Genomic DNA, 20,615 nt, shown 5'->3' with positions numbered 1-20,615 from the left:
TTCTCTCAGTTTAATAGCGATACGGTGATTCACTACGATATTTTAGCTGGTGAAGAGTATCGTAGTACCCCGTTAGATCCTCAAACAGGTAAGTAACTGGGTATGGGTAACAAACAGCGAATATTATCGATTGTGCTTATCATCATTACAGTAATTCTATTCGTCTATTATTTGGGGCCATCGGAGCGAATATGGGGCGCGGGCGAAGAGCCGTATATGGTGATAGCCGGGAAAAAGCCAGCAGATGCCAATATCAGTGTTCGCGTAAACTACTTTGGCCGTGGGGAAAGCTGCTCCGGATGGTCATGGAATGCAGGCAGTGGAAAAGTAAATACAGGAATTTACAACGAGAGTTTTAAGTTGGAACACAACTTCTCAGCAGATGAAAATTTTTATGAACTAAGGATCCCTTACCAACCAAGACAACCAGAGAGAGGCTGCATAACTTACCTATCTAATATGGAAGTGGAGCTAATCAATGCCTTCGATACAGTAGGGTTTGCGAACCTACGCATCTATCGAGCCGGTACTGATTATGGCAATAAACCGAGAGATTTAGCTTCCAAAATAGAATCGAGAAATTGTAATTCTTATATATTTAAGGGTTTAGGGAAAGTTTGGTCTGGTTCGCTTGGCTGCTATTTGTTTGTAGATGACGAAAAAATATCTCAAAAACCAAATTACAATGCAGAAACTGTCTACTTTGATTTCTCTCAGTTCAATAGCGATACGGTGATTCACTACGATATTTTAGCTGGTGAAGAGTATCGTAGTACCCCGTTAGATCCTCAAACAGGTAAGTAACTGGGTATGGGTAACAAACAGCGAATATTATCGATTGTGCTTATCATCATTACAGTAATTCTATTCGTCTATTATTTGGGGCCATCGGAGCGAATATGGGGCGCGGGCGAAGAGCCGTATATGGTGATAGCCGGGAAAAAGCCAGCAGATGCCAATATCAGTGTTCGCGTAAACTACTTTGGCCGTGGGGAAAGCTGCTCCGGATGGTCATGGAATGCAGGCAGTGGAAAAGCAAATATAGGAATTTACAACGAGAGTTTTAAGTTTGAACACAACTTCTCAGCATCAGTTTATGGTGCGATGTAGGTATCGTGTGCCATTTCCCACAACGCCTTCACCAAGGGATTGTCTAGTTGTGAACGGTTGCAGCACACTCCGAGTTTAAATGGCTTAATAGAGGCGACTTTGAGGCGCTGTATTTTCTCTTTCACCGGGCTATTGTTGATGACAACATCCGGCGCTATGCCAACACCACACCCCAAGGCCACCATACTAACAATCGCTTCATGCCCCGATACCTGTGCGTAAATGGTCGGTTTAATCTTCATCGCCTTAAACCACGCATTGGCACGGTCACGTGCCGTTCCTGATTCTGGAACAATAAAAGGGATCGCAGACCAATCTGGCTGGTCCTTCTGTAATTCTTCGGCAAAGTTACTGATCCCGGCTGGTGCAATAACGGAAAGGGGGATTTCACTGATGGTTTCGAATTCGATTCGAGCTGGCAGCTGTTCCGGTTTGGCAGAGATAGCAATATCTACTTCGTTGGCGAGAACTTTCTCTATGGCTTGTGCTGGATCGCCGGTAGAGAGTTTAAACTCGATAAATGGGTGCTGCAGGCGAAACTCAGACAACAGTTCTGGTAAATGGCTATAGCTGGCGGTTACTGAACAGAATAAGCGAATTTCTCCTCTAAGCTCCTGCTCATGGCCTTTTAACTGAGCGTTATAGTTTTGCCACTCACCGAGAATTTTAAGTGCGACGGGGAGAAGCTTCTTGGCCGCGGGCGTGAGTTCGACACTACGGTTGTCACGCACAAAAAGAACCTGATTGGTATCACTCTCCAGCTTTTGAATCTGGCGACTTAGCGCTGAAGGGCTGATATGCATCGCAGAAGCCGTCTTAGCAAAGCTTTTACTATCACACAGGTGAATAAATAGCTGGAGACATTTAATGTTCATGAAATGGTCACACCTTTGTTGCATTAATTGCAATTACTAATTGTGAATATATCACTTTCGGCAACAGTCTGTCTGTTTTAGTATGAACTCATTCGGTACCAGAGCTACCGACCTCAACGGAAAAATTCTTTAAAGGAGCGCCCATATGGCTAACTATTTCAATACTTTAAACCTACGCGAGCAGCTAGACCAATTAGGTCGTTGTCGTTTCATGGATCGCAGCGAATTCGCGACCGAAGCGGATTACTTGAAAGGTAAAAAAGTCGTTATCGTTGGTTGTGGTGCTCAAGGCCTAAACCAAGGTCTCAACATGCGTGACTCAGGTCTAAACGTCGCGTACGCACTACGTCAGGCTGCGATTGATGAGCAACGTCAGTCATACAAAAATGCAAAAGAAAATGGCTTTGAAGTAGACAGCTACGAGAACCTAATCCCTGACGCAGATCTTGTGATCAACCTAACGCCAGACAAGCAGCACACTAACGTAGTAGAAACAGTCATGCCGCTAATGAAAGAAGGGGCAGCACTAGGTTACTCACACGGTTTCAACGTAGTTGAAGAAGGTATGCAAATCCGTAAAGACCTAACGGTTGTCATGGTTGCTCCTAAATGTCCAGGTACAGAAGTTCGTGAAGAATACAAACGTGGCTTTGGTGTACCAACCCTGATCGCTGTTCACCCAGAAAATGATCCTAAAGGTGAAGGCTGGGATATCGCGAAAGCATGGGCAGCTGGTACAGGCGGTCACCGCGCGGGTTGTCTAGAGTCTTCATTTGTTGCTGAAGTTAAGTCTGACCTTATGGGTGAGCAAACTATTCTATGTGGCATGCTACAAGCAGGCTCTATCGTTTCTTACGAGAAAATGGTTGCTGACGGTATTGACCCGAGCTACGCAGGTAAACTTCTGCAATACGGTTGGGAAACCATCACAGAAGCACTGAAGTTTGGTGGCATCACACACATGATGGATCGTCTATCGAACCCAGCAAAAATCAAAGCATTTGAGCTTTCTGAAGAGCTAAAAGAGCTAATGCGTCCGCTATACAACAAGCACATGGATGACATCATCACTGGTCATTTCTCAAGTACTATGATGGCTGACTGGGCTAATGATGACGCGAACCTACTTGGCTGGCGTGCTGAGACAGGCGAAACAGCATTCGAAAACTACCCAGCAGGGGACGTTGAGATCTCTGAACAAGAGTATTTCGACAACGGTATCCTAATGGTTGCAATGGTTCGTGCAGGTGTTGAGCTCGCATTCGAAGCGATGACAGCATCAGGCATCATTGATGAGTCTGCGTACTACGAGTCTCTACACGAACTACCGCTAATTGCTAATACGGTTGCACGTAAGCGTCTATACGAAATGAACGTTGTTATTTCAGACACGGCTGAATACGGTAACTACCTATTTGCAAACGTAGCAACACCGCTACTGCGTGAGAAATTCATGCCTTCAATTGGTACTGACGTAATCGGTCGTGGCTTAGGTGAAACATCTAACCAAGTCGATAACGCGCGTCTTATCGAAGTTAACGATGTTATCCGTAACCACCCAGTTGAATACATTGGTGAAGAGCTACGTGGTTACATGACTGATATGAAAAATATCGCGGTAGGCGGCTGATCTTCTTAGCTTAGAATCTCTAATTTGCGTTATCTGTTAACGTAAATTAGGCAAGAACTCCGGGTAGACTGGGGTCAATAAATACAACATAAAACACAACATCTAATCAAAAAGCTTGGTCTCCGTAGACCAAGCTTTTTTTTAAGAACGCTTTGCTTCTCGCTATTCTTTCTCGCTTAACTTCTCTTCTAGATCAGCCAGCTTTTTTTCCATTTCAGTAAGCTTCTGACGAGTACGCAGTAGAACCTGAGTTTGGACATCGAACTCTTCACGGCTAACAACGTCTAGTTTGTTCAGTTGGCCTTGAATAACCTGACGCACTTTTTGGTCAACGTCTGCGCCAAGCTCTTTTACTGGTGTTGGCATAGAGTCGTGAATTTGTTTAGCAATTTGCTCTAGTTTCTTTGGATCAAACATGTGACTAAAACTCCTTTCAATTTGCCCTCATTCTATGTAATTGATACGGGAAAGTCGCTATTTGGATAGTAAAAATTCGAAGCGACCATCAGTGAATGTGCCCAATAAAAAAAAGGCCACCGAAGTGACCTTTTTCATTTACTCAAGATTATTTGCTTTCTGACAGTTCACGCTGAGCCGCTTTCGCTTCATCAACTCGTGCCAGCTTTTCCAAATCTTTATCTTCTACAAACACAGGCAGTGGCTTGTGTTTCTCAGCTAGGTAGCTGTAGATAACAGGTAGTACAAACAGCGTAAAGATAGTACCGATTGCTAGACCAGCAACGATTACGATACCAATACTAAAGCGCTGAGCGGCACCTGCACCTGTTGCGTACATTAGCGGGATAAGACCAGCAATCATCGCTGCTGTTGTCATTAGGATAGGGCGTAAACGTACTTTCGCCGCTTCCATTACCGCCTCAGTCTTACTGAGTTTGTTGTGTAGCTGCTCTTCTTTCGCGACTTCACAGATCAAGATGCCGTGCTTGGTGATCAGGCCAACCAGCGTGATTAGACCTACCTGAGAGTAGATGTTCATCGTTGCTGCACCCCAAGCTAGAGCGATCAGAGCACCACAAATCGCGAGGGGCACCGACACCATGATAACCAATGGATCTTTTAGTGATTCAAACTGAATCGCCAGAACCAAGAAGATGATCGCTAGTGCTAGACCAAAGGTAGCGTAAAGTGCGCTACCCTCTGTTACGTACTGACGTGCTTCACCCATGTAGTCATGGTTGTAACCACTTGGCAGCTTGTCGGCTGCGATACCTTCGAACCAGTTGATTGCATCACCCATTGCAGTGCCTGGTGCAGGAACCGCACCCACAGTCGCAGAGTTAAGCTGGTTGAAGTGAGGGAGAGAGCGAGGCTCTGCCACAACATCAATAGTAATCAAGCTGCCTAGAGGTACTGCTTTGCCATTGGCCGAGCGTACGTAGTAGTTGTTCATCGACTCTGGGTTTAGACGCCACTTACGTTCAACCTGAGGAATAACCTCGTAAGAACGACCATTCAGGTCGATACGGTTTACGTAACCGTCAGCCATCATAGTACTTAGCGTAATACCAATGTCTTGCATTGTGACGCCGTATGCACCCGCTTTGTCTTTGTCGATGTTGATTTTCATCGTTGCAGAGTCGTAGTTCAGATCGAGATCTGAATAAACGAACATAGGGCTAGACTTCACTTCAGTCAGTACGTCTGTCGCGATAGAGAATAAACTTTCAAACGCATTTGGTGTGGTGATAACGAACTGAATCGGTAGACCTGAACCCGCGCCTGGTAGTTCTGGCATCTGGAAAGCAGTAACCGCCATACCTGGGACATTTTTAACTAGGCCACCTACGCGGTTTGCGACTTCAGACTGACTCGCTTCACGCTCACTCCAAGGTACCATTGATGCAATACCAAACGCTTGGTTCGAGTTAGGTACACCAGTAAACACCTGGGCAAACGCAACTTCTGGTTGGTCAGATAGAATCGTGTTCACGTCATTCATGGTGTTCTGCATAAAGTCTAAGTTTGCGTTAGACGGCGCAGTACCCATCAACATCACAACGCCTTTATCTTCCGATGGTGCAAGTTCACTTGGGATGAACTTGAACAGCATAGGCAGACTGGCGAATACAATGACAGCAAAGCCAATGACAACAGGACGATGCTGCATAACTGCTGCAAGCATCTTCGCGTAGCGATTAGTCATACCATCCAGTATGTGGTGAACTTTCTGCTCAAACTTGCTTGGCTCTTCGTTAGCTTTGAGCATTTTTGAACACATCATTGGCGATAGTGTTAGTGCCACGATACCAGATACGAACACCGAGCCTGCCAGAGTTAATGCGAACTCTTTAAATAGTGAGCCAGTAATACCGCCCATTAACGCGATTGGCGCATATACCGCACCTAGCGTGAGTGTCATGGCAATAACAGGCACTGCGATTTCACGCGTACCTATGATGGCTGCACGGAACGGAGACTCACCCAACTTGATGTGGCGGTCGACGTTCTCCAGAACAACGATCGCATCATCTACTACCAGACCGATCGCCAGTACCATTGCCAGTAGTGTCATCAGGTTCCACGAGAAACCCATACCTTGCATGACCATCGCTACACCGATTAGTGAAAGCGGGATAGTCACGATAGGGATGATGACCGCACGGAACGAACCTAGGAACAGGGTGATCACGATAAGTACGATAACCGCTGCTTCAACAATCGTTTTGATTACTTCATTGATGGACTCATTGATTGCAATCGTTGAGTCATACATGATGTTCATCTTGATTGTACTTGGTAGGTTACGCTCTAACTGAGGTAACAGGTCTAGTACATCTGCAGCAATATTGATCGGGTTAGCACTTGGTGCTGCGTTGATTGCTGCAACAACCGCTTCCTGACCGTTAGCACTTGCGCGGTAAACGTCGTGACTTTTCTCTAGCGTTACTTTAGCGATATCGCTTAGGCGAGTTACATCGCCTTCGTCTGTACTAATAACAAGATTCGACAACTCATCAACGTTTGATACCTGAGTATCCGCGCTACCGTTGTACAGAACATATTCACCAACTGCTTGACCTGTCGCTGACTGATAGTTGTTGGCATTCAGTACGGCCATTACATCCGTAGCGGTAAGACCCAACGCAGCCATTTTTGATGGATCTAGCCAGATACGCAGTGCGTATTTCATACCACCGTACAAATCAACTTTAGATACACCATTTACGGTGAACAACTGAGGGTTAATTACACGCTCAAGGTAGTCAGTGATTTGGCTTGAAGAGAGTTCATCACTGGTGAAACCGATGTAAAGAACCGCGGTTGTTGAACCCGTAGACATAGTAACGGTTGGGTCTTCGGCCTCTTTAGGAAGCTGAGAACGAACCGAGTTAGTCTTTGCTAGAACATCTGACAGTGCCGCATTTGGATCCGTATTTAACTTCATGTTGACGGTAATGGTTGATTTACCCAAAACCGATTGTGAAGTCATATAGTCGATATTGTCTGCTTGTGCGACCGCTTGCTCCAAAGGCTGAGTAATAAAGCCTTGGATTAGGTCTGCACTCGCACCGTAGTAACTGGTCGAAACCGTAACTACCGTATTCGTCATTTCAGGGTATTCACGGACCTGCATTTTGAAGATTGCTTGTAAACCAAGCAGCGCAATCAAAAAGCTGATCGATACCGCTAAAACTGGACGTTTAATAAAAACATCAGTAAAGCGCATGAGGCCTCCAGTTACAGCATTGGTGTTTCAGCTGGTGGAGTAGTTGCATCGCTTTCTACTACACGAACTTTAGCGTGGTTGCTTAGACGCACTTGACCTGAAGTAACCACAACATCACCTGGTTTAACACCTTCAAGGATGTGTGCGATATCTTGAGTGCGTTCACCCACTTTTACGACTTGCTGTATTACGCGCTTTTCACCATCTTTATCTGAAATGATGTAGACGTTGTCGCCGTATAACGTAAATGTGATTGCGGTTTGAGGCAGAGTCACTTGGTTTTCAAGCTTAGGCAGGATGATATTTGCACGAGCAAACATACCGCTACGTAGCTGGCCATCACTGTTTGGAATATCTGCCTGAACTTGAATCAGACCACTTTGGATATTTACCGCAGGCTCGATTGCTGAAATAGAACCTTTAAATGGTTTTTCAGGGTAAGCATCAACAAAGATATCGACTTCTTGGTCAAGTGAAATACGAGAAATGTCCGTTTGTGGAACCGTAAAGCGCAGACGCATAACGCTAGTATCTTCTAAACGTACGATATCAGTACCAGCTTGCAGGTATTGACCTAGGTAAACATTACGAATACCTACGACACCAGCAAATGGCGCTTTGATTTCACGGCGGTCAATTGAAGCTTTTAGACTTTCAATATCTGCTTGAAGAGAGAAGTAGTTAGCTTCTGCTTCATCGTAGGCTTCTTTAGAGATAGAACCTTTAGTGAATAGACCTTTGTAGCGCTTGTATTTCGCTTCAGCCGCAGGTAAGCGAGCCTGAGAGCTCTTTAGATTCGCTTTTTCTACCGCAGAATCGAGTAACACCAGTGGTTGGCCTTCTTGAACTTGAGTACCGGATTCAAATGCGATTTTATCAATGACACCGCTGGTTTCATTGGCAACCGTAACACCTTGGTTAGGTTCAATAAAACCAATGGCTTCAATGACAGGAACCCAATCAACCGGTTTGACATCTGTAACGGTGACAGGAAACTCTGGCTCGGGGCGATTAGCCATATACTCGGCAATCTTCTGTTGTTTAAATAAGTTGAAACCTATCACGCTGCCAAACAGCAGTACCGCGATAAGAAGCATAAAGAATGTCCACTTTTTCATTCTGATAAGAACTCCAAATTAGTGTTTTGTAATCGCATCCCAACTGGCTTCAATAGCGGCTTCAATCGCTTTTTCATCCAGGTGGTAATATCCGAGAGATTGTTTACGTGCCAGAGTGACGCTAACCTCAAGACTGAGAGCAGCAAGTACTGGATTTTCCAAAGGTTTAAATATCCCTTGTTCACGCCCTTCTTCAAACAGTTGTTCGACTTTGCTGAACATCGCGCGCTCAAGCTCTTTAGTTTCATGGCTACGAACACATGGTAAAGAGTCATATTGAGCTCGATTTTTCAAAGTGCTGATATTCGACCCTGACAAATCGAAAATGTTTAACCACATTTTTCGAAAACGCTGTTTGAGAGTCATTTCGTTCGTAACACCTTGCTGAATAGTCTCAGCATTGCGTTGAACGACAGCTAGGCGAACTTGCAGCAAGAGATCTTCTTTGTCTGAAAAGTAGCGATAAATTGTGCCCGCAGCTACACGAGCCTCTTTAGCTAGCTTTTGCATGGATAGTCCCTGAAATCCTGATTCTGCAATCAGTTTTTCAGCGGCATCCATGATCTTTTGCCTTTTATCTACGTTGAGTTCAGAGTCAGACATATTCTACATTGATCTGGTTGTGAATGAACGTTCATTCATTATAATGCAAAAGGGATGGTTATATGCAACAAATTATTTAGCTAACTAAGCAAAATTCTTGTTGTTGAGAGCATAGCAATCACTGTGTTGCAGCATTATTATAGTCACCATTTGAATTATTCACCTGAGAACACGATGAAGCTGAATCCAAATCAAGACGAAGCGGTAAAGTATGTATCTGGTCCATGCCTAGTATTAGCGGGCGCGGGTTCAGGTAAGACGCGCGTGATTACCAATAAAATCGCTTATTTGGTCCAGCAGTGTGGCTACAAGGCTCGTAACATTGCCGCTGTGACCTTTACGAATAAAGCCGCCCGGGAAATGAAAGAACGGGTTGGCCAGACATTGGGTAAGCAAGAATCAAAGGGGTTGATGGTCTCGACTTTTCATACCCTTGGTCTCAACATCATTAAACGCGAATACAAAGCGCTCGGTTTAAAAGCAGGTTTTTCTCTGTTTGATGATCAGGACCAAATGGCATTACTGAAAGAGCTGACAGAGAAACAGCTCGATGGTGATAAAGACCTGTTACGCCAATTGTTGAGCACTATTTCGAATTGGAAGAACGACATGTTGACGCCGGAGCAAGCAAAAGCTCAGGCGAAAGGTGAGCAGCAACAACTGTTTGCGTTCTGCTTTGAGATGTATCAGAAACAGATGAAAGCCTATAACGCGCTCGACTTTGATGATCTGATTTCATTGCCAGTATTGCTACTAAAAACCAATCAAGAAGTTCGTCAGCGTTGGCAAAATAGAATTCGTTACTTGTTGGTGGATGAGTACCAAGACACCAACACTAGCCAATATGATTTGGTCAAACTTATCGTAGGTGAACGTGGACGCTTAACCGTGGTTGGTGATGATGACCAGTCAATTTACTCATGGCGTGGAGCAAAGCCTCAAAACCTTGTCCTGCTTGGTGAAGACTTTCCGAATCTTCGTTTGATTAAGTTAGAGCAAAACTACCGATCAACGAGCCGCATCCTGAGAGCGGCGAATATTTTAATCGCCAACAATCCACACGTTTATGAAAAATCGTTGTTCTCTGAAATTCCAGATGGGGAAAAACTCAAAGTCCTACTGGCTAAGAATGAAGATCATGAAGCGGAACGTGTCACGGGCGAACTGATTGCTCATAAGTTTCTTAATCGGACCGATTACAAGGACTATGCTGTTCTTTATCGTGGTAATCACCAGTCACGCTTAATTGAAAAGTCGTTGATGCAAAACCGTGTGCCGTACAAGCTCTCGGGAGGAACGTCATTTTTTGCCCGCGCAGAAATTAAAGACATCATGGCATACCTGAGAATGTTGGTGAATCCTGATGATGACAATGCATTTTTGCGCATTGTGAATACGCCAAGACGTGAAATTGGTCCAGTAACTTTAGAAAAACTGGGCAGTTATGCCAACATGCGCGGCAAAAGCTTATTTGACGCAAGTTTCGAAATGGGCTTAGAGCAAACGCTCTCAGGGAGAGGGCTAGAAAACCTACGTCGCTTTACGACTTGGTTGGTTAAAATTGCGGATCAGGCTGAGCGTGGCGATACCGTCGAGGCAGTACGCTCTTTGGTTCGAGACATTAACTATGAAGATTGGTTATACGAAACGTCGTCGAGTCCGAAAGTGGCAGAAATGCGCATGAAGAACGTCTCCGATCTGTACTCTTGGATAGTGGCGGATCTTGAAGGTGACAACTATGACCAAGAAGAGAAAAGCCTTAAAGAGGTGGTTCAGCGTTTGACCCTGCGTGACATGATGGAGCGTGGTGAAGAGGACGATGATAGCGATGCGGTTCAACTGATGACATTGCATGCCTCTAAAGGTCTGGAATTTCCTTATGTTTACTTAATTGGTAGTGAAGAGGGGATACTGCCACATCAAACCAGCATAGATGAAGACAATGTCGAGGAAGAGCGCCGTTTGATGTACGTAGGTATTACCCGAGCTCAGCGAGAGCTGACTTTTACCATGTGCAAGGAGCGCCGACAGTTTGGTGAGTTGATTAAGCCGACTCAAAGTCGATTCTTAGATGAACTACCTTTTGACGACGTTGAGTGGGAACAAACGAAGAAACCAGTCTCTGCCGAAGAACGGATGGCAAAAGGCCAAGCACATATCGCCAATCTAAGAGCGATGTTCAAAAAGTAGCAAAAACAAAAAAGGCTTGGACAATCCAAGCCTTTTCCATCTTATCGATATAGAACGGTTTATAGATCTTTAATCATGTGCTCAATTGCAGCGATGATTTCGTCATCTGAACAGTCCATACATGAACCTTTAGCAGGCATCGCATTGAAGCCATTTATTGCGTGGTTAGTTAGCACGTCTTTACCTTGAGCGATACGCGGAGCCCAGTCACCAGCATCACCGGTTTTTGGTGCACCACTTACGCCTGAAGAGTGACAAGCGATACAGAAAGTACCGTACACTGTCGCACCGTCGCGTGGACCAGTAGGTTCAGCTTTCACTGGCTCTGCGCCTGCAAGATAGACATCACCAACAGGTTTGATACGTTCTGCAATTGCATCATATTCTTCTTGGCTTACGCTGGCTGCAAAAGAGGCGCTAGAAAAAGTAATCGCAGCGACCAAAGCGGTTAATAATTTTCGAGACATATCCATTAAACTCACTTTACATTCCTGAAGGTAAGTTCGTGCTTACCTATTATTAGATTGTGACTGACCAACAGCCCTTCATAAGATGATTTGCTGTTAAATCAATGTAAATAATGGGTGATTATATCCTGATAACTTGTTGCAATAAACAACAAGTTAACCGCATCAAGGGGTATATCTGGTGGGAAATAGGGGTTTATCACACTTTAATTGCCCAAAAAGGCACCAAACGATAAAAAAAGTTGAAAAAGTACTAGACGACATTGTGTGATATACGTATTATTCCACTCCGCCGATAGGGCATGCGCCCGTAGCTCAGTTGGATAGAGCGTTGGCCTCCGGAGCCAAAGGTCGAAGGTTCGAATCCTTTCGGGCGTGCCATTCGTCTAAAGGTGTATCGGTAAAAATTTCAGTGGTGGCTATAGCTCAGTTGGTAGAGCCCCGGATTGTGATTCCGGTTGTCGCGAGTTCAAGTCTCGTTAGCCACCCCATTATTTGCTCGGTGAATAGCGCAGCTTGGTAGCGCATCTGGTTTGGGACCAGAGGGTCGGGGGTTCGAATCCCTCTTCACCGACCACTATCTTAGTTTATGGCTACATTAAAGCGGTAAACCTAAAATTGATGGTGGCTATAGCTCAGTTGGTAGAGCCCCGGATTGTGATTCCGGTTGTCGCGAGTTCAAGTCTCGTTAGCCACCCCATTATTATGGTAGCTTTGCTTCCATTCTTGATGAAAGTCGAGATAAAACACAAGTCGGTGAATAGCGCAGCTTGGTAGCGCATCTGGTTTGGGACCAGAGGGTCGGGGGTTCGAATCCCTCTTCACCGACCATTATTGAGAAGCCCTGGTCGAAAGACTAGGGCTTTTTTGCATCTCAAAGATTGCTTTTCATCCCTTAACATTGCCTTCAATAGAGCTCAGAGAAATAGTGAGTAAACCAACAAACTACCGCTATATACTCCAACTCATCAGTTTGTATTATTCCTATTTTAATGTGAGTAAATTTCGCACAAAAACAGCAGTGTTTTAGTCTGACTTTGTGTGATTTATTTATTATAAGCTTCGCCTTTGTGGCTTTAATTTGTGATTTGATTCGGCTTTTTATTCTTTGACTGGTGTTTTGTTTTTATTTTGTTAAAGCGCTCAAAGGTTGATTGTGTGAATTTTTATTCTATTGTTGTTTTGGCTTTCTTATAACCAAAAGCTGTATTAAATAACTATAGGCATTTAAAAATAAGCCTTTTTAGCGCGTTTTTAAGATTTTTGAATTGAGCAATGATCTAGTGTGATTGCATATTTATTTCCTAAAACTGCTTGCTTCTTGTTCTATTTCGACTTTTTATCCTATATTTGTTGCTTTTCTGTGAATTTTTTGCCAAATTGATGAGCTTATAAATTACCAGAACGCTATACCTAATTTTGGTATCGAAACCTAGGTATAGGACTGGTATGAATGGATTCACTTTTCAGACAGGGCAGAAAGCTGCCAAAGCAGTAGAGGTCTGGTAATGTCACTTTTAGAAGTTAAAAACCTTCGAATAGAGTACCCTTCGCGTCATGGTGTTCATGCCGCAGTTAAATCTCTCTCATTCAATATCGAACGTGGTGAAATCGTCGGCGTAGTGGGCGAGTCAGGCGCGGGCAAATCGACCGTTGGAAATGCGGTTATCGATCTATTAAGCCCCCCTGGGCGAATTGCAAGCGGCGATGTTTATCTAGATGGTGAGTTGATTTCTGGACTAAGTCCGGAGCAGATGCGCAGTGTTCGCGGTTCAAAAATTGGATTTATTTTCCAAGATCCAATGACTTCTCTAAACCCACTATTTACCGTTGAGCAGCAGTTGAAAGAAACCATTCATGCCAACATGAAGGTAACGGATGAGGAAGCCTATAAGCGTGCGCTTTCTCTAATGCAGCAGGTGGGTATTCCACAACCAGAAAACCGTTTGAAACAGTATCCGCACCAGTTCTCTGGTGGTATGCGTCAGCGCGTTGTGATTGCGATTGCGCTTGCGGGTGAGCCAGACTTGATCATTGCCGATGAACCAACGACGGCATTAGACGTTTCTATTCAAGATCAGATCCTATCGCTTATTCGTGAGTTGTGTATCAAGAACAACGTAGGTTGTATGTTGGTAACACACGATATGGGTGTGGTTTCCAACGTGACTGATCGCGTTGCGGTTATGTATCGTGGTGACTTGGTTGAGTTTGGTCCTACGACAAAAGTACTTGGCGACCCTGATCACGCCTATACACGCAGTTTGATTTCTGCGGTTCCACGTTCAGATATGAAGCTGGATCGCTTTCCATTGGTAAGTTACATCGAAGAAGCTCAAGAAATGGAGCCGCTAGATGTGAAAAATCACTGGCTAGGTCAAAGTCAGGATCACCGTCAATACACTGGCTCTCTGCTTAGTGTAGAAAACGTAAATCTACGTTTTGTGACGAAAGATTCGTTATTTGAAAGTCGTCGTGAATATGTTCAAGCATCTAACAACGTCAGTTTTGAAGTATTTGAAGGTGAAACATTTGGTCTAGTTGGTGAGTCTGGTTCGGGCAAATCGACGATTGCACGTGTCATCGCTGGTTTGTATGCGCCTAACTCAGGCAAGGTAACATTCGAAGGGATCGACTTAACATCACTGAAATCAGAGAAAGAGCGTCGTCCTTTACGCCGTCAGATGCAGATGGTGTTTCAGAATCCATACACTTCAATGAATCCGCGTATGAAGATTTTCGATATCATCGCAGAGCCGATTCGTTTCCATAAGTTGACTAACAGTGAAGCAGAAACCAGACAGATCGTTAACGATCTACTTGATCACGTTGGTCTGAGTCAGATGGCTGGGGTGAAATACCCACATGAATTTTCAGGCGGTCAGCGTCAGCGTATTTCGATTGCCCGTGCACTTGCGACGCGCCCGCGTCTGCTAATTTGTGATGAACCGACATCGGCACTCGATGTGTCGGTACAGGCACAGATACTCAACCTACTTAAAGATTTACAAGACGAGTTGAACCTTACCATGCTGTTTATCAGTCACGACTTGCCAGTCATTCGCCAGATGTGCGATCGAGTGGGTGTGATGCAAATGGGGACATTATTGGAAGTTGCCCCAACTGAGCAGCTGTTTAGAACACCTCAGCACGAATACAGTAAACAACTGATTTCTTTAATGCCTGAATTTACAGGCTTAAGAGAAGAAGTAAAAACGGCGTAAGTCGTAAGTCTTTCCCGTCTACATCGGTTGACGGGACATAAACAGAAGCAAATACAACAACTAGGGATGAATCCCGCATAAGGAGTTATGCATGAAAACCATGAAAAGCAAACTAGCAGTGGCTTTGATGGCAGCAGGCTTAAGCTTTAGCGCAGCTGCAGCAGATATCACCGTCGCGTATGACGCAGATCCAGTATCACTTGACCCGCATGAGCAGCTATCTGGCGGCACACTGCAAATGTCTCACATGGTGTTTGATCCACTAGTTCGTTACACACAAAAGTTAGATTTTGAACCTCGTCTTGCTGAAAAATGGGAACGTGTTGATGAGACAACATTCCGTTTCACATTGCGTCAAGGCGTTAAGTTCCACTCTGGTAACGAGCTAACGGCAGATGACGTGGTTTGGACGTTTGAGCGTCTGAAAAATTCTCCAGACTTTAAAGCTATCTTTGAACCATATGAAAAGATGGTCAAAGTAGACGACTACACAGTTGAACTTGTTTCTAAGGGTGCTTACCCACTGGTTCTTCAAACTGCGACTTACATCTTCCCAATGGACAGCAAGTTCTACTCAGGTACAACGGCTGACGGTAAAGATAAAGGCGAAGTTGTGAAGCACGGTAACTCATTCGCTTCGACCAACGTTTCTGGTACAGGTCCATTCATCGTTACTTCTCGTGAGCAAGGCGTAAAAGTTGAGTTTGAACGCTTCCCAGGTTACTGGGACAAAGAGTCTAAAGGTAATGTTGATAAGCTAACTCTTGTTCCAATCAAGGAAGATGCAACTCGCGTAGCGGCTCTTCTTTCTGGTGACGTAGATATGATCGCGCCTGTAGCACCAAATGACCACAAGCGTGTAGAAGATGCGAAAAACGTAAACCTAGTAACACTACCAGGGACACGTATTATCACCTTCCAAATGAACCAAAACAGTAACGAAGCACTTAAAGATGTTCGCGTTCGTCAGGCGATTGTTCATGCAATCAACAACGAAGGCATTGTTCAGAAAATCATGAAAGGTTTCGCGACTGTTGCTGGTCAACAAGGCCCTGAAGGCTACGCAGGTTACAGTGCAGATCTAGTGCCTCGTTATGACCTGAAGAAAGCGAAAGCTCTAATGAAGGAAGCGGGCTACGAAGATGGCTTTACGCTAACGATGATGGCGCCAAACAACCGTTACGTGAACGATGCGAAAATTGCTCAGGCAGCGGCAGCGATGCTATCTAAGATTGGCATTAAGGTTGATCTAAAAACTATGCCTAAAGCGCAATACTGGCCAGAGTTTGATAAGTGTGCGGCAGACATGCTGATGATCGGTTGGCACTCAGATACAGAAGATTCAGCGAACTTCTCTGAGTTCCTAACAATGACTCGTAACGAAGAAACGGGTAAAGGTCAGTACAACTGTGGCCACTACTCAAACGCTGAAGTTGACAAGCTGGTTATGGATTCAAACGTAGAAACGGATCCAGCTAAGCGTGCGCAAATGCTTCAGAAAGTAGAAGCGACTCTGTACAACGAAGCTGCGTTTGTTCCTCTACACTGGCAGAACCTAGCATGGGGTGCGAAATCTAATGTAGATATCGCTCCAATCGTGAATGCGATGGACTTCCCTTACTTCGGTGACCTAGTCGTTAAATAAGTTGAAGTAAGTAGGGCATCTGCGTCATGCAGATGCCCGCTAATTTTTGGTGCTTAACTTTGTTTCAGTCGGGTTAAGTGCCATTTTTAAGACTGAAGATTGCGACCAGCAGCCCTCTTCGCCCAGCCGGTGAAAGGGATTCGGGTTCGCAGACTGAAATCTATGGAAAGTTAAGGGGCAAGGAATGTTTTCGTTTCTGGTCAAGCGCCTGTTTCAGGCACTGATAGTGATGTTTGTGATCAGTCTAGTGGCGTTTGCCATTCAGGATAACCTCGGCGACCCATTGCGTGAGCTTGTTGGTCAATCAGTTTCGGAAGCTGAGCGTCAAGCTCTGCGTGACGAGCTGGGTCTGAATGATCCCTTCATTACAAAATACACTCGCTTTGTAACCTCTGCGCTACAAGGTGATTTAGGTACTTCTTATTTCTTCAAACGCCCTGCGGTTGAAGTCATTCTAGATAAGCTGGTTGCAACGCTTGAGCTGGTATTTGGCGCAACGGTAATTATCGTTGCTTGTTCGATTCCATTGGGCGTTTACTCTGCCATTCACCCAAAAAGTATATTGACCAAAGTGGTGATGGCTTTCAGTAGCATTGGCATATCGATTCCGGTGTTCTTGACCGCAATTATGCTGATGTACGTCTTCTCGATAGAGCTAAACTGGTTACCATCTTATGGTCGAGGGGAGACGGCAAATGTTCTAGGCTGGGAGTCTGGATATTTTACTCTCGACGGCTTAGCGCACCTGATCTTGCCATGTATCGCGCTCGCATCAATCATGCTACCTCTGTTTATTCGTCTTGTACGTTCTGAAATGCTTGAAGTACTAAGCTCGGAATACATCAAGTTTGGCAAAGCGAAAGGTCTGGCTCTGAATAAAATCTATTACCAGCACGCATTGAAGAACACCATGCTACCTGTACTTACCGTAGGTGGTGTACAGATTGGTACTATGGTTGCGTATACCATCTTGACTGAAACGGTTTTCCAATGGCCTGGTACAGGTTTCCTTTTCCTAGAGGCAATCAACCGCGTTGATACACCACTTATCACTGCGTACGTCATTTTTGTTGGTCTGATTTTCGTGGTAACCAACACCATTGTTGATTTGCTGTATGGCATCATCAACCCGACGGTAAACCTGACAGGTAAAGGAGCATAATCATGAGTCAAACAGCAGCTGCTCCTTCTCATTGGGAGCGTTTCAAACAATCGGATTTCTTGTATTACTTCAAACGCGATAAAGTTGCGATGGCGAGCTTTACTGTGTTTATGATGTTTTTAGTCATGGCGTTAGCCGCACCTGTATTGGCACCGACAGACCCTTACGATCTTGCCTCCATCGATATCATGGATTCTGAACTGCCGCCATCTTGGATGGACGGTGGTGACGAGCGCTTTGTTCTTGGTACCGATGAGCAGGGGCGTGACATCCTTTCTACAATCCTATACGGCTCTCGTCTATCGCTGACCATCGGCTTTCTAGCTGTAGGCTTGCAGTTAGTTCTTGGTATCATCATTGGTCTATCAGCAGGTTACTTCGGTGGACGTATTGATAGCTTCTTGATGCGTTTCGCTGATGTGCAGCTATCTTTCTCAACCATGATGGTTGCTATCATCGTTTCTGCTATCTTTAAGGCGAGCTTCGGTAGTGACTTTTATAGCCAATATGCGGTAGTGATGCTGGTGGTTATCATCGGTGTGGCTGAATGGCCTCAGTATGCGCGTACGATTCGTGCTTCCGTGCTTGCCGAGAAGAAGAAAGAGTACGTAGAAGCGGCACGTGTAATGGGCTTTAAAGCACCACGTATCATGTTCCGTCACATCCTACCGAACTGTCTGTCGCCGATTTTGGTTATCTCTACTGTACAGGTGGCAAATGCTATCATGTCTGAAGCGGCACTTTCATTCCTAGGTTTGGGTCTGCCAGTAGACCAACCTTCACTGGGTGCCTTGATTAGTATTGGATTTAACTACATTTTCTCTGGTGCATGGTGGATCACAGCCTTCCCAGGTATCGTACTGGTTACATTGGTACTGGTTATCAATCTACTTGGTGACTGGTTACGTGATGTATTTAACCCAAAAATCTACAAAGGGTGATCCAAGCCTAAGATTTGGCGATAAAAAACTCACTAAACTAAGGGCCGTAATCTATTACGGCTCTTTTTTTGCATTCTCATTTTCTGGGCAGTAAAACCTCTACTGCGTCACTATAGTTATCATCCTAGGTGAGTACACTTAGATTAGTTTAGATAGTATGGGTATAGATATGGCCTCAAAGCCGAAGCAATCATTTTTCAAGTATTGGTCTTTTCTCGCAATATTGGCGTTGCCTACCGTGTCATTACCAACCTTGGCAGAAGAAATCCTTTGCGATGCAATTCAGGTATCGGCGGATGAGTTGCCGCTTTTGGATCAGACTTGTCCAATAGGGAAAGGTTTGTGGGGCAAATCCAAGCCGGTAGGCCAAGAATCGACATTTTGGATTCAGTGTGGTGTTTTTAGTCAGCCATTTTCGGTTGCCCAGGCTAAGAAAATCTATCCTCATATTACGACGGATGTATGGAATAAGCCGGAGGCAAAAGTCTACCGCTGCCTCATTGGTCCATATAAGGACTTCACCACGGCTAGACAAGATTTAGATAAGGTTCAGAAGCAATCTGGCTATCAGCAATCATTCATTCGTGAAATTGTAAAAGGGGCTTCCGCTAAAAAGCCCAGTGCGACGCCAAAAACTCAGCCGTCTAAGCCTAAACCGGTTGTCAGTGAGTTGAGTCAGGGTAAAGGTCAAGCGACGACAGTGATTCCCGCTCCAGCCAAAGCTCAGCCAGCGGTGGTTCCTCAACCTAAAGCGACGAATGAACCAGCAGAAGATAAATCCATTACAGTTCGTCGTTCAGCATCGATAGCGGGAGTGGAGTATGTCGTTCCATATTGGATGCTTAAAGACGAACAGTTTTATATGGAACATGAGATCCCTTGGAATCGCTTAGACTATGAAGGTGCGTACAAAACTTGTTACCGTATGAAAATGCGTATGGCGACAGCGTCAGAATGGCAGGCTCTCCTCGACTCTAATGTGATGACAAAAGATGAGTGGCCAGTCCATTTACCTTATTGGGGCGCCGAAAAAACAGGCTTATTTAGCAGTGGCAAGGTCAACCAATTGAAAGGAACGTCGCTGCTCAATGTGGTTTGTGTGAAGTAGAGGAAAAATCAGTAGTGTGCGCTACTGATTTTTCGTTTGCGACTCTTGCACCAGTTCGAGATATTTCTTTTCAACAAAGTCCTTCTCTTTTGTCATATGATGCAACTGCTGTTGAGATGCTTCTAGTTTTGCGGTGAGAGAATCGACATCGCCTTTTTCGGCTAACTTCTGTTTGTAAGCTTCGATGGTCGCTAGCATCTGTTGTTTCTCTTTTTGCAGCTCTTTCGCTAAGTTATCGGTACCACCCGCTTCGGTAATCTGAATATATTCCTGCTCTAGTTGTTCGAACTGCTTCTCAAGCTGTTTCTTTGCTTGCTGAAGCTCATCCACCGTATCCGTTTGTTTCAGTAGCTTATTTCTTGCTTGACGTAGTCCCTTGACGCTTTTATCTAAGTCGCCTTTGAGCTTTTTAATTAACTTGTGCGACTTGCTGAGTTTTAGATTTAGTTCATCAATGGAAGCTTGCTCCTGATCGCTGAGCTCATTCTTAGCCATCTTAATTTGAGTAACTTGAGCCTCTAGAGCCTGCTGAATGAGGATCAGATCATTCAACGTATCACTGTTATCTGCAGTGTAGTTCAAGGCGTTATCGACGGAAGTTTGGCAAAGCTCATAGGTGTCTTTATCGAGATTATTTCCTCCCGTCATCTGAGCCGCAAAATGACGAAATTCTCGTAAGATCAGCAGCAGGATGATAAACCAGCCCAAAAGCACCAGTAGCCCGAGGTCAATCGCAAGGGCTGTTAGATTTTCTGAGGTCATCAGTTGTGCTAAATCCATAAATTAATATCGTAAGCTGAGAGGTTTGTCGTCTGTAAGTTTAGTTGGTCTAAAAAAATATGCCTATAATTTAG

16 protein-coding genes and 5 tRNA genes are annotated in these 20,615 nt (G+C 44.8%); 14 read left to right on the top strand and 7 right to left on the bottom strand.

Annotated features, from left to right (window positions below; translation table 11 throughout):
- Nucleotides 1–102: 102 nt before the first annotated feature.
- On the top strand, nucleotides 103–804 hold the full coding sequence (locus tag ACQEXR_RS14295) for a hypothetical protein (protein WP_427020583.1): 702 nt from the start codon (nucleotides 103–105) through the stop codon (nucleotides 802–804).
- Nucleotides 805–810: 6 nt separating this feature from the next.
- A complete protein-coding gene (locus ACQEXR_RS14290) occupies nucleotides 811–1,110 on the top strand; it encodes a hypothetical protein (RefSeq protein WP_427020582.1) in 300 nt (99 codons plus the stop codon).
- On the opposite strand, the gene ilvY is transcribed toward ACQEXR_RS14290, so the two are convergent.
- Nucleotides 1,095–1,985, bottom strand: coding sequence for an HTH-type transcriptional activator IlvY (gene ilvY, locus ACQEXR_RS14285; RefSeq protein WP_138972057.1), 891 nt, complete (start codon nucleotides 1,983–1,985; stop codon nucleotides 1,095–1,097). The two genes, ACQEXR_RS14290 and ilvY, sit on opposite strands and share 16 nt — an antisense overlap.
- Nucleotides 1,986–2,130: 145 nt before the next feature.
- Between ilvY and ilvC the strand changes: the two genes are divergently transcribed.
- Nucleotides 2,131–3,615, top strand: coding sequence for a ketol-acid reductoisomerase (gene ilvC, locus ACQEXR_RS14280; protein WP_138972058.1), 1,485 nt, complete (start codon nucleotides 2,131–2,133; stop codon nucleotides 3,613–3,615).
- A 162-nt stretch (nucleotides 3,616–3,777) separates the two neighbouring features.
- Here the strand turns inward: ilvC and ubiK are convergent, their stop codons facing one another.
- The 4 genes from ubiK to ACQEXR_RS14260 all read right to left on the bottom strand — a co-directional run bounded on the left by ubiK (nucleotide 3,778) and on the right by ACQEXR_RS14260 (nucleotide 9,024).
- Entirely contained in the window at nucleotides 3,778–4,032 is a 255-nt protein-coding gene (ubiK, locus tag ACQEXR_RS14275; protein ID WP_138972059.1) for a ubiquinone biosynthesis accessory factor UbiK, read from the bottom strand.
- Nucleotides 4,033–4,180: 148 nt separating this feature from the next.
- Nucleotides 4,181–7,303, bottom strand: a complete 3,123-nt coding sequence (locus ACQEXR_RS14270; RefSeq protein ID WP_331417645.1) for a multidrug efflux RND transporter permease subunit — start codon at nucleotides 7,301–7,303, stop codon at nucleotides 4,181–4,183.
- 11 nt (nucleotides 7,304–7,314) lie between these two features.
- Nucleotides 7,315–8,421 carry an efflux RND transporter periplasmic adaptor subunit gene (locus ACQEXR_RS14265; protein ID WP_331427892.1) on the bottom strand — a complete coding sequence of 369 codons (1,107 nt, stop codon included), beginning with the start codon at nucleotides 8,419–8,421 and terminating at the stop codon, nucleotides 7,315–7,317.
- Between the two features lie 18 nt (nucleotides 8,422–8,439).
- Complete coding sequence (locus tag ACQEXR_RS14260) at nucleotides 8,440–9,024, bottom strand: TetR/AcrR family transcriptional regulator (RefSeq protein WP_331417643.1); 585 nt, start codon at nucleotides 9,022–9,024, stop codon at nucleotides 8,440–8,442.
- Between the two features lie 174 nt (nucleotides 9,025–9,198).
- Between ACQEXR_RS14260 and rep the strand changes: the two genes are divergently transcribed.
- Nucleotides 9,199–11,214 carry a DNA helicase Rep gene (gene rep / locus ACQEXR_RS14255; protein ID WP_427020581.1) on the top strand — a complete coding sequence of 672 codons (2,016 nt, stop codon included), beginning with the start codon at nucleotides 9,199–9,201 and terminating at the stop codon, nucleotides 11,212–11,214.
- 59 nt (nucleotides 11,215–11,273) lie between these two features.
- Here rep and ACQEXR_RS14250 read toward each other — a convergent pair whose 3' ends face one another.
- Entirely contained in the window at nucleotides 11,274–11,687 is a 414-nt protein-coding gene (locus tag ACQEXR_RS14250; protein ID WP_331417641.1) for a cytochrome c5 family protein, read from the bottom strand.
- 298 nt (nucleotides 11,688–11,985) lie between these two features.
- Here ACQEXR_RS14250 and ACQEXR_RS14245 point away from each other — a divergent pair.
- The 10 genes from ACQEXR_RS14245 to ACQEXR_RS14200 all read left to right on the top strand — a co-directional run bounded on the left by ACQEXR_RS14245 (nucleotide 11,986) and on the right by ACQEXR_RS14200 (nucleotide 19,761).
- Nucleotides 11,986–12,062 (top strand) — tRNA-Arg (locus ACQEXR_RS14245).
- 34 nt (nucleotides 12,063–12,096) lie between these two features.
- A tRNA-His gene (locus ACQEXR_RS14240) sits at nucleotides 12,097–12,172 on the top strand.
- 9 nt (nucleotides 12,173–12,181) lie between these two features.
- Nucleotides 12,182–12,258: transfer RNA gene (locus ACQEXR_RS14235), tRNA-Pro, on the top strand.
- A 47-nt stretch (nucleotides 12,259–12,305) separates the two neighbouring features.
- Nucleotides 12,306–12,381 (top strand) — tRNA-His (locus ACQEXR_RS14230).
- 54 nt (nucleotides 12,382–12,435) lie between these two features.
- A tRNA-Pro gene (locus ACQEXR_RS14225) sits at nucleotides 12,436–12,512 on the top strand.
- A gap of 677 nt (nucleotides 12,513–13,189) precedes the next feature.
- A complete protein-coding gene (locus ACQEXR_RS14220) occupies nucleotides 13,190–14,905 on the top strand; it encodes a dipeptide ABC transporter ATP-binding protein (RefSeq protein WP_427020580.1) in 1,716 nt (571 codons plus the stop codon).
- A gap of 91 nt (nucleotides 14,906–14,996) precedes the next feature.
- Nucleotides 14,997–16,550, top strand: a complete 1,554-nt coding sequence (locus ACQEXR_RS14215) for an ABC transporter substrate-binding protein (protein ID WP_426953281.1) — start codon at nucleotides 14,997–14,999, stop codon at nucleotides 16,548–16,550.
- Nucleotides 16,551–16,734: 184 nt separating this feature from the next.
- Nucleotides 16,735–17,712, top strand: coding sequence for an ABC transporter permease (locus ACQEXR_RS14210; protein WP_138972067.1), 978 nt, complete (start codon nucleotides 16,735–16,737; stop codon nucleotides 17,710–17,712).
- A 2-nt stretch (nucleotides 17,713–17,714) separates the two neighbouring features.
- Entirely contained in the window at nucleotides 17,715–18,653 is a 939-nt protein-coding gene (locus ACQEXR_RS14205; RefSeq protein ID WP_138972068.1) for an ABC transporter permease, read from the top strand.
- 169 nt (nucleotides 18,654–18,822) lie between these two features.
- Nucleotides 18,823–19,761: an SPOR domain-containing protein gene (locus tag ACQEXR_RS14200; RefSeq protein ID WP_427020579.1), complete on the top strand. Its 939-nt coding sequence runs from the start codon at nucleotides 18,823–18,825 to the stop codon at nucleotides 19,759–19,761.
- Between the two features lie 21 nt (nucleotides 19,762–19,782).
- Here ACQEXR_RS14200 and ACQEXR_RS14195 read toward each other — a convergent pair whose 3' ends face one another.
- Nucleotides 19,783–20,541, bottom strand: coding sequence for a chromosome partitioning protein ParA (locus tag ACQEXR_RS14195; RefSeq protein ID WP_426953283.1), 759 nt, complete (start codon nucleotides 20,539–20,541; stop codon nucleotides 19,783–19,785).
- Nucleotides 20,542–20,615 lie beyond the last annotated feature (74 nt).

This window comes from Vibrio sp. TRT 2004 (genome assembly GCF_050113735.1).
Lineage (GTDB): Bacteria > Pseudomonadota > Gammaproteobacteria > Enterobacterales > Vibrionaceae > Vibrio.
This window is presented reverse-complemented; position numbering and strand designations above follow the sequence as displayed.

Coding starts and splice junctions, on each gene's coding strand:
- ACQEXR_RS14295 (WP_427020583.1), top strand. CDS start 103: ATGGGTAACAAACAGCGAATATTATCGATTGTGCTTATCATCATTACA.
- ACQEXR_RS14290 (WP_427020582.1), top strand. CDS start 811: ATGGGTAACAAACAGCGAATATTATCGATTGTGCTTATCATCATTACA.
- ilvY (WP_138972057.1), bottom strand. CDS start 1,985: ATGAACATTAAATGTCTCCAGCTATTTATTCACCTGTGTGATAGTAAA.
- ilvC (WP_138972058.1), top strand. CDS start 2,131: ATGGCTAACTATTTCAATACTTTAAACCTACGCGAGCAGCTAGACCAA.
- ubiK (WP_138972059.1), bottom strand. CDS start 4,032: ATGTTTGATCCAAAGAAACTAGAGCAAATTGCTAAACAAATTCACGAC.
- ACQEXR_RS14270 (WP_331417645.1), bottom strand. CDS start 7,303: ATGCGCTTTACTGATGTTTTTATTAAACGTCCAGTTTTAGCGGTATCG.
- ACQEXR_RS14265 (WP_331427892.1), bottom strand. CDS start 8,421: ATGAAAAAGTGGACATTCTTTATGCTTCTTATCGCGGTACTGCTGTTT.
- ACQEXR_RS14260 (WP_331417643.1), bottom strand. CDS start 9,024: ATGTCTGACTCTGAACTCAACGTAGATAAAAGGCAAAAGATCATGGAT.
- rep (WP_427020581.1), top strand. CDS start 9,199: ATGAAGCTGAATCCAAATCAAGACGAAGCGGTAAAGTATGTATCTGGT.
- ACQEXR_RS14250 (WP_331417641.1), bottom strand. CDS start 11,687: ATGGATATGTCTCGAAAATTATTAACCGCTTTGGTCGCTGCGATTACT.
- ACQEXR_RS14220 (WP_427020580.1), top strand. CDS start 13,190: ATGTCACTTTTAGAAGTTAAAAACCTTCGAATAGAGTACCCTTCGCGT.
- ACQEXR_RS14215 (WP_426953281.1), top strand. CDS start 14,997: ATGAAAACCATGAAAAGCAAACTAGCAGTGGCTTTGATGGCAGCAGGC.
- ACQEXR_RS14210 (WP_138972067.1), top strand. CDS start 16,735: ATGTTTTCGTTTCTGGTCAAGCGCCTGTTTCAGGCACTGATAGTGATG.
- ACQEXR_RS14205 (WP_138972068.1), top strand. CDS start 17,715: ATGAGTCAAACAGCAGCTGCTCCTTCTCATTGGGAGCGTTTCAAACAA.
- ACQEXR_RS14200 (WP_427020579.1), top strand. CDS start 18,823: ATGGCCTCAAAGCCGAAGCAATCATTTTTCAAGTATTGGTCTTTTCTC.
- ACQEXR_RS14195 (WP_426953283.1), bottom strand. CDS start 20,541: ATGGATTTAGCACAACTGATGACCTCAGAAAATCTAACAGCCCTTGCG.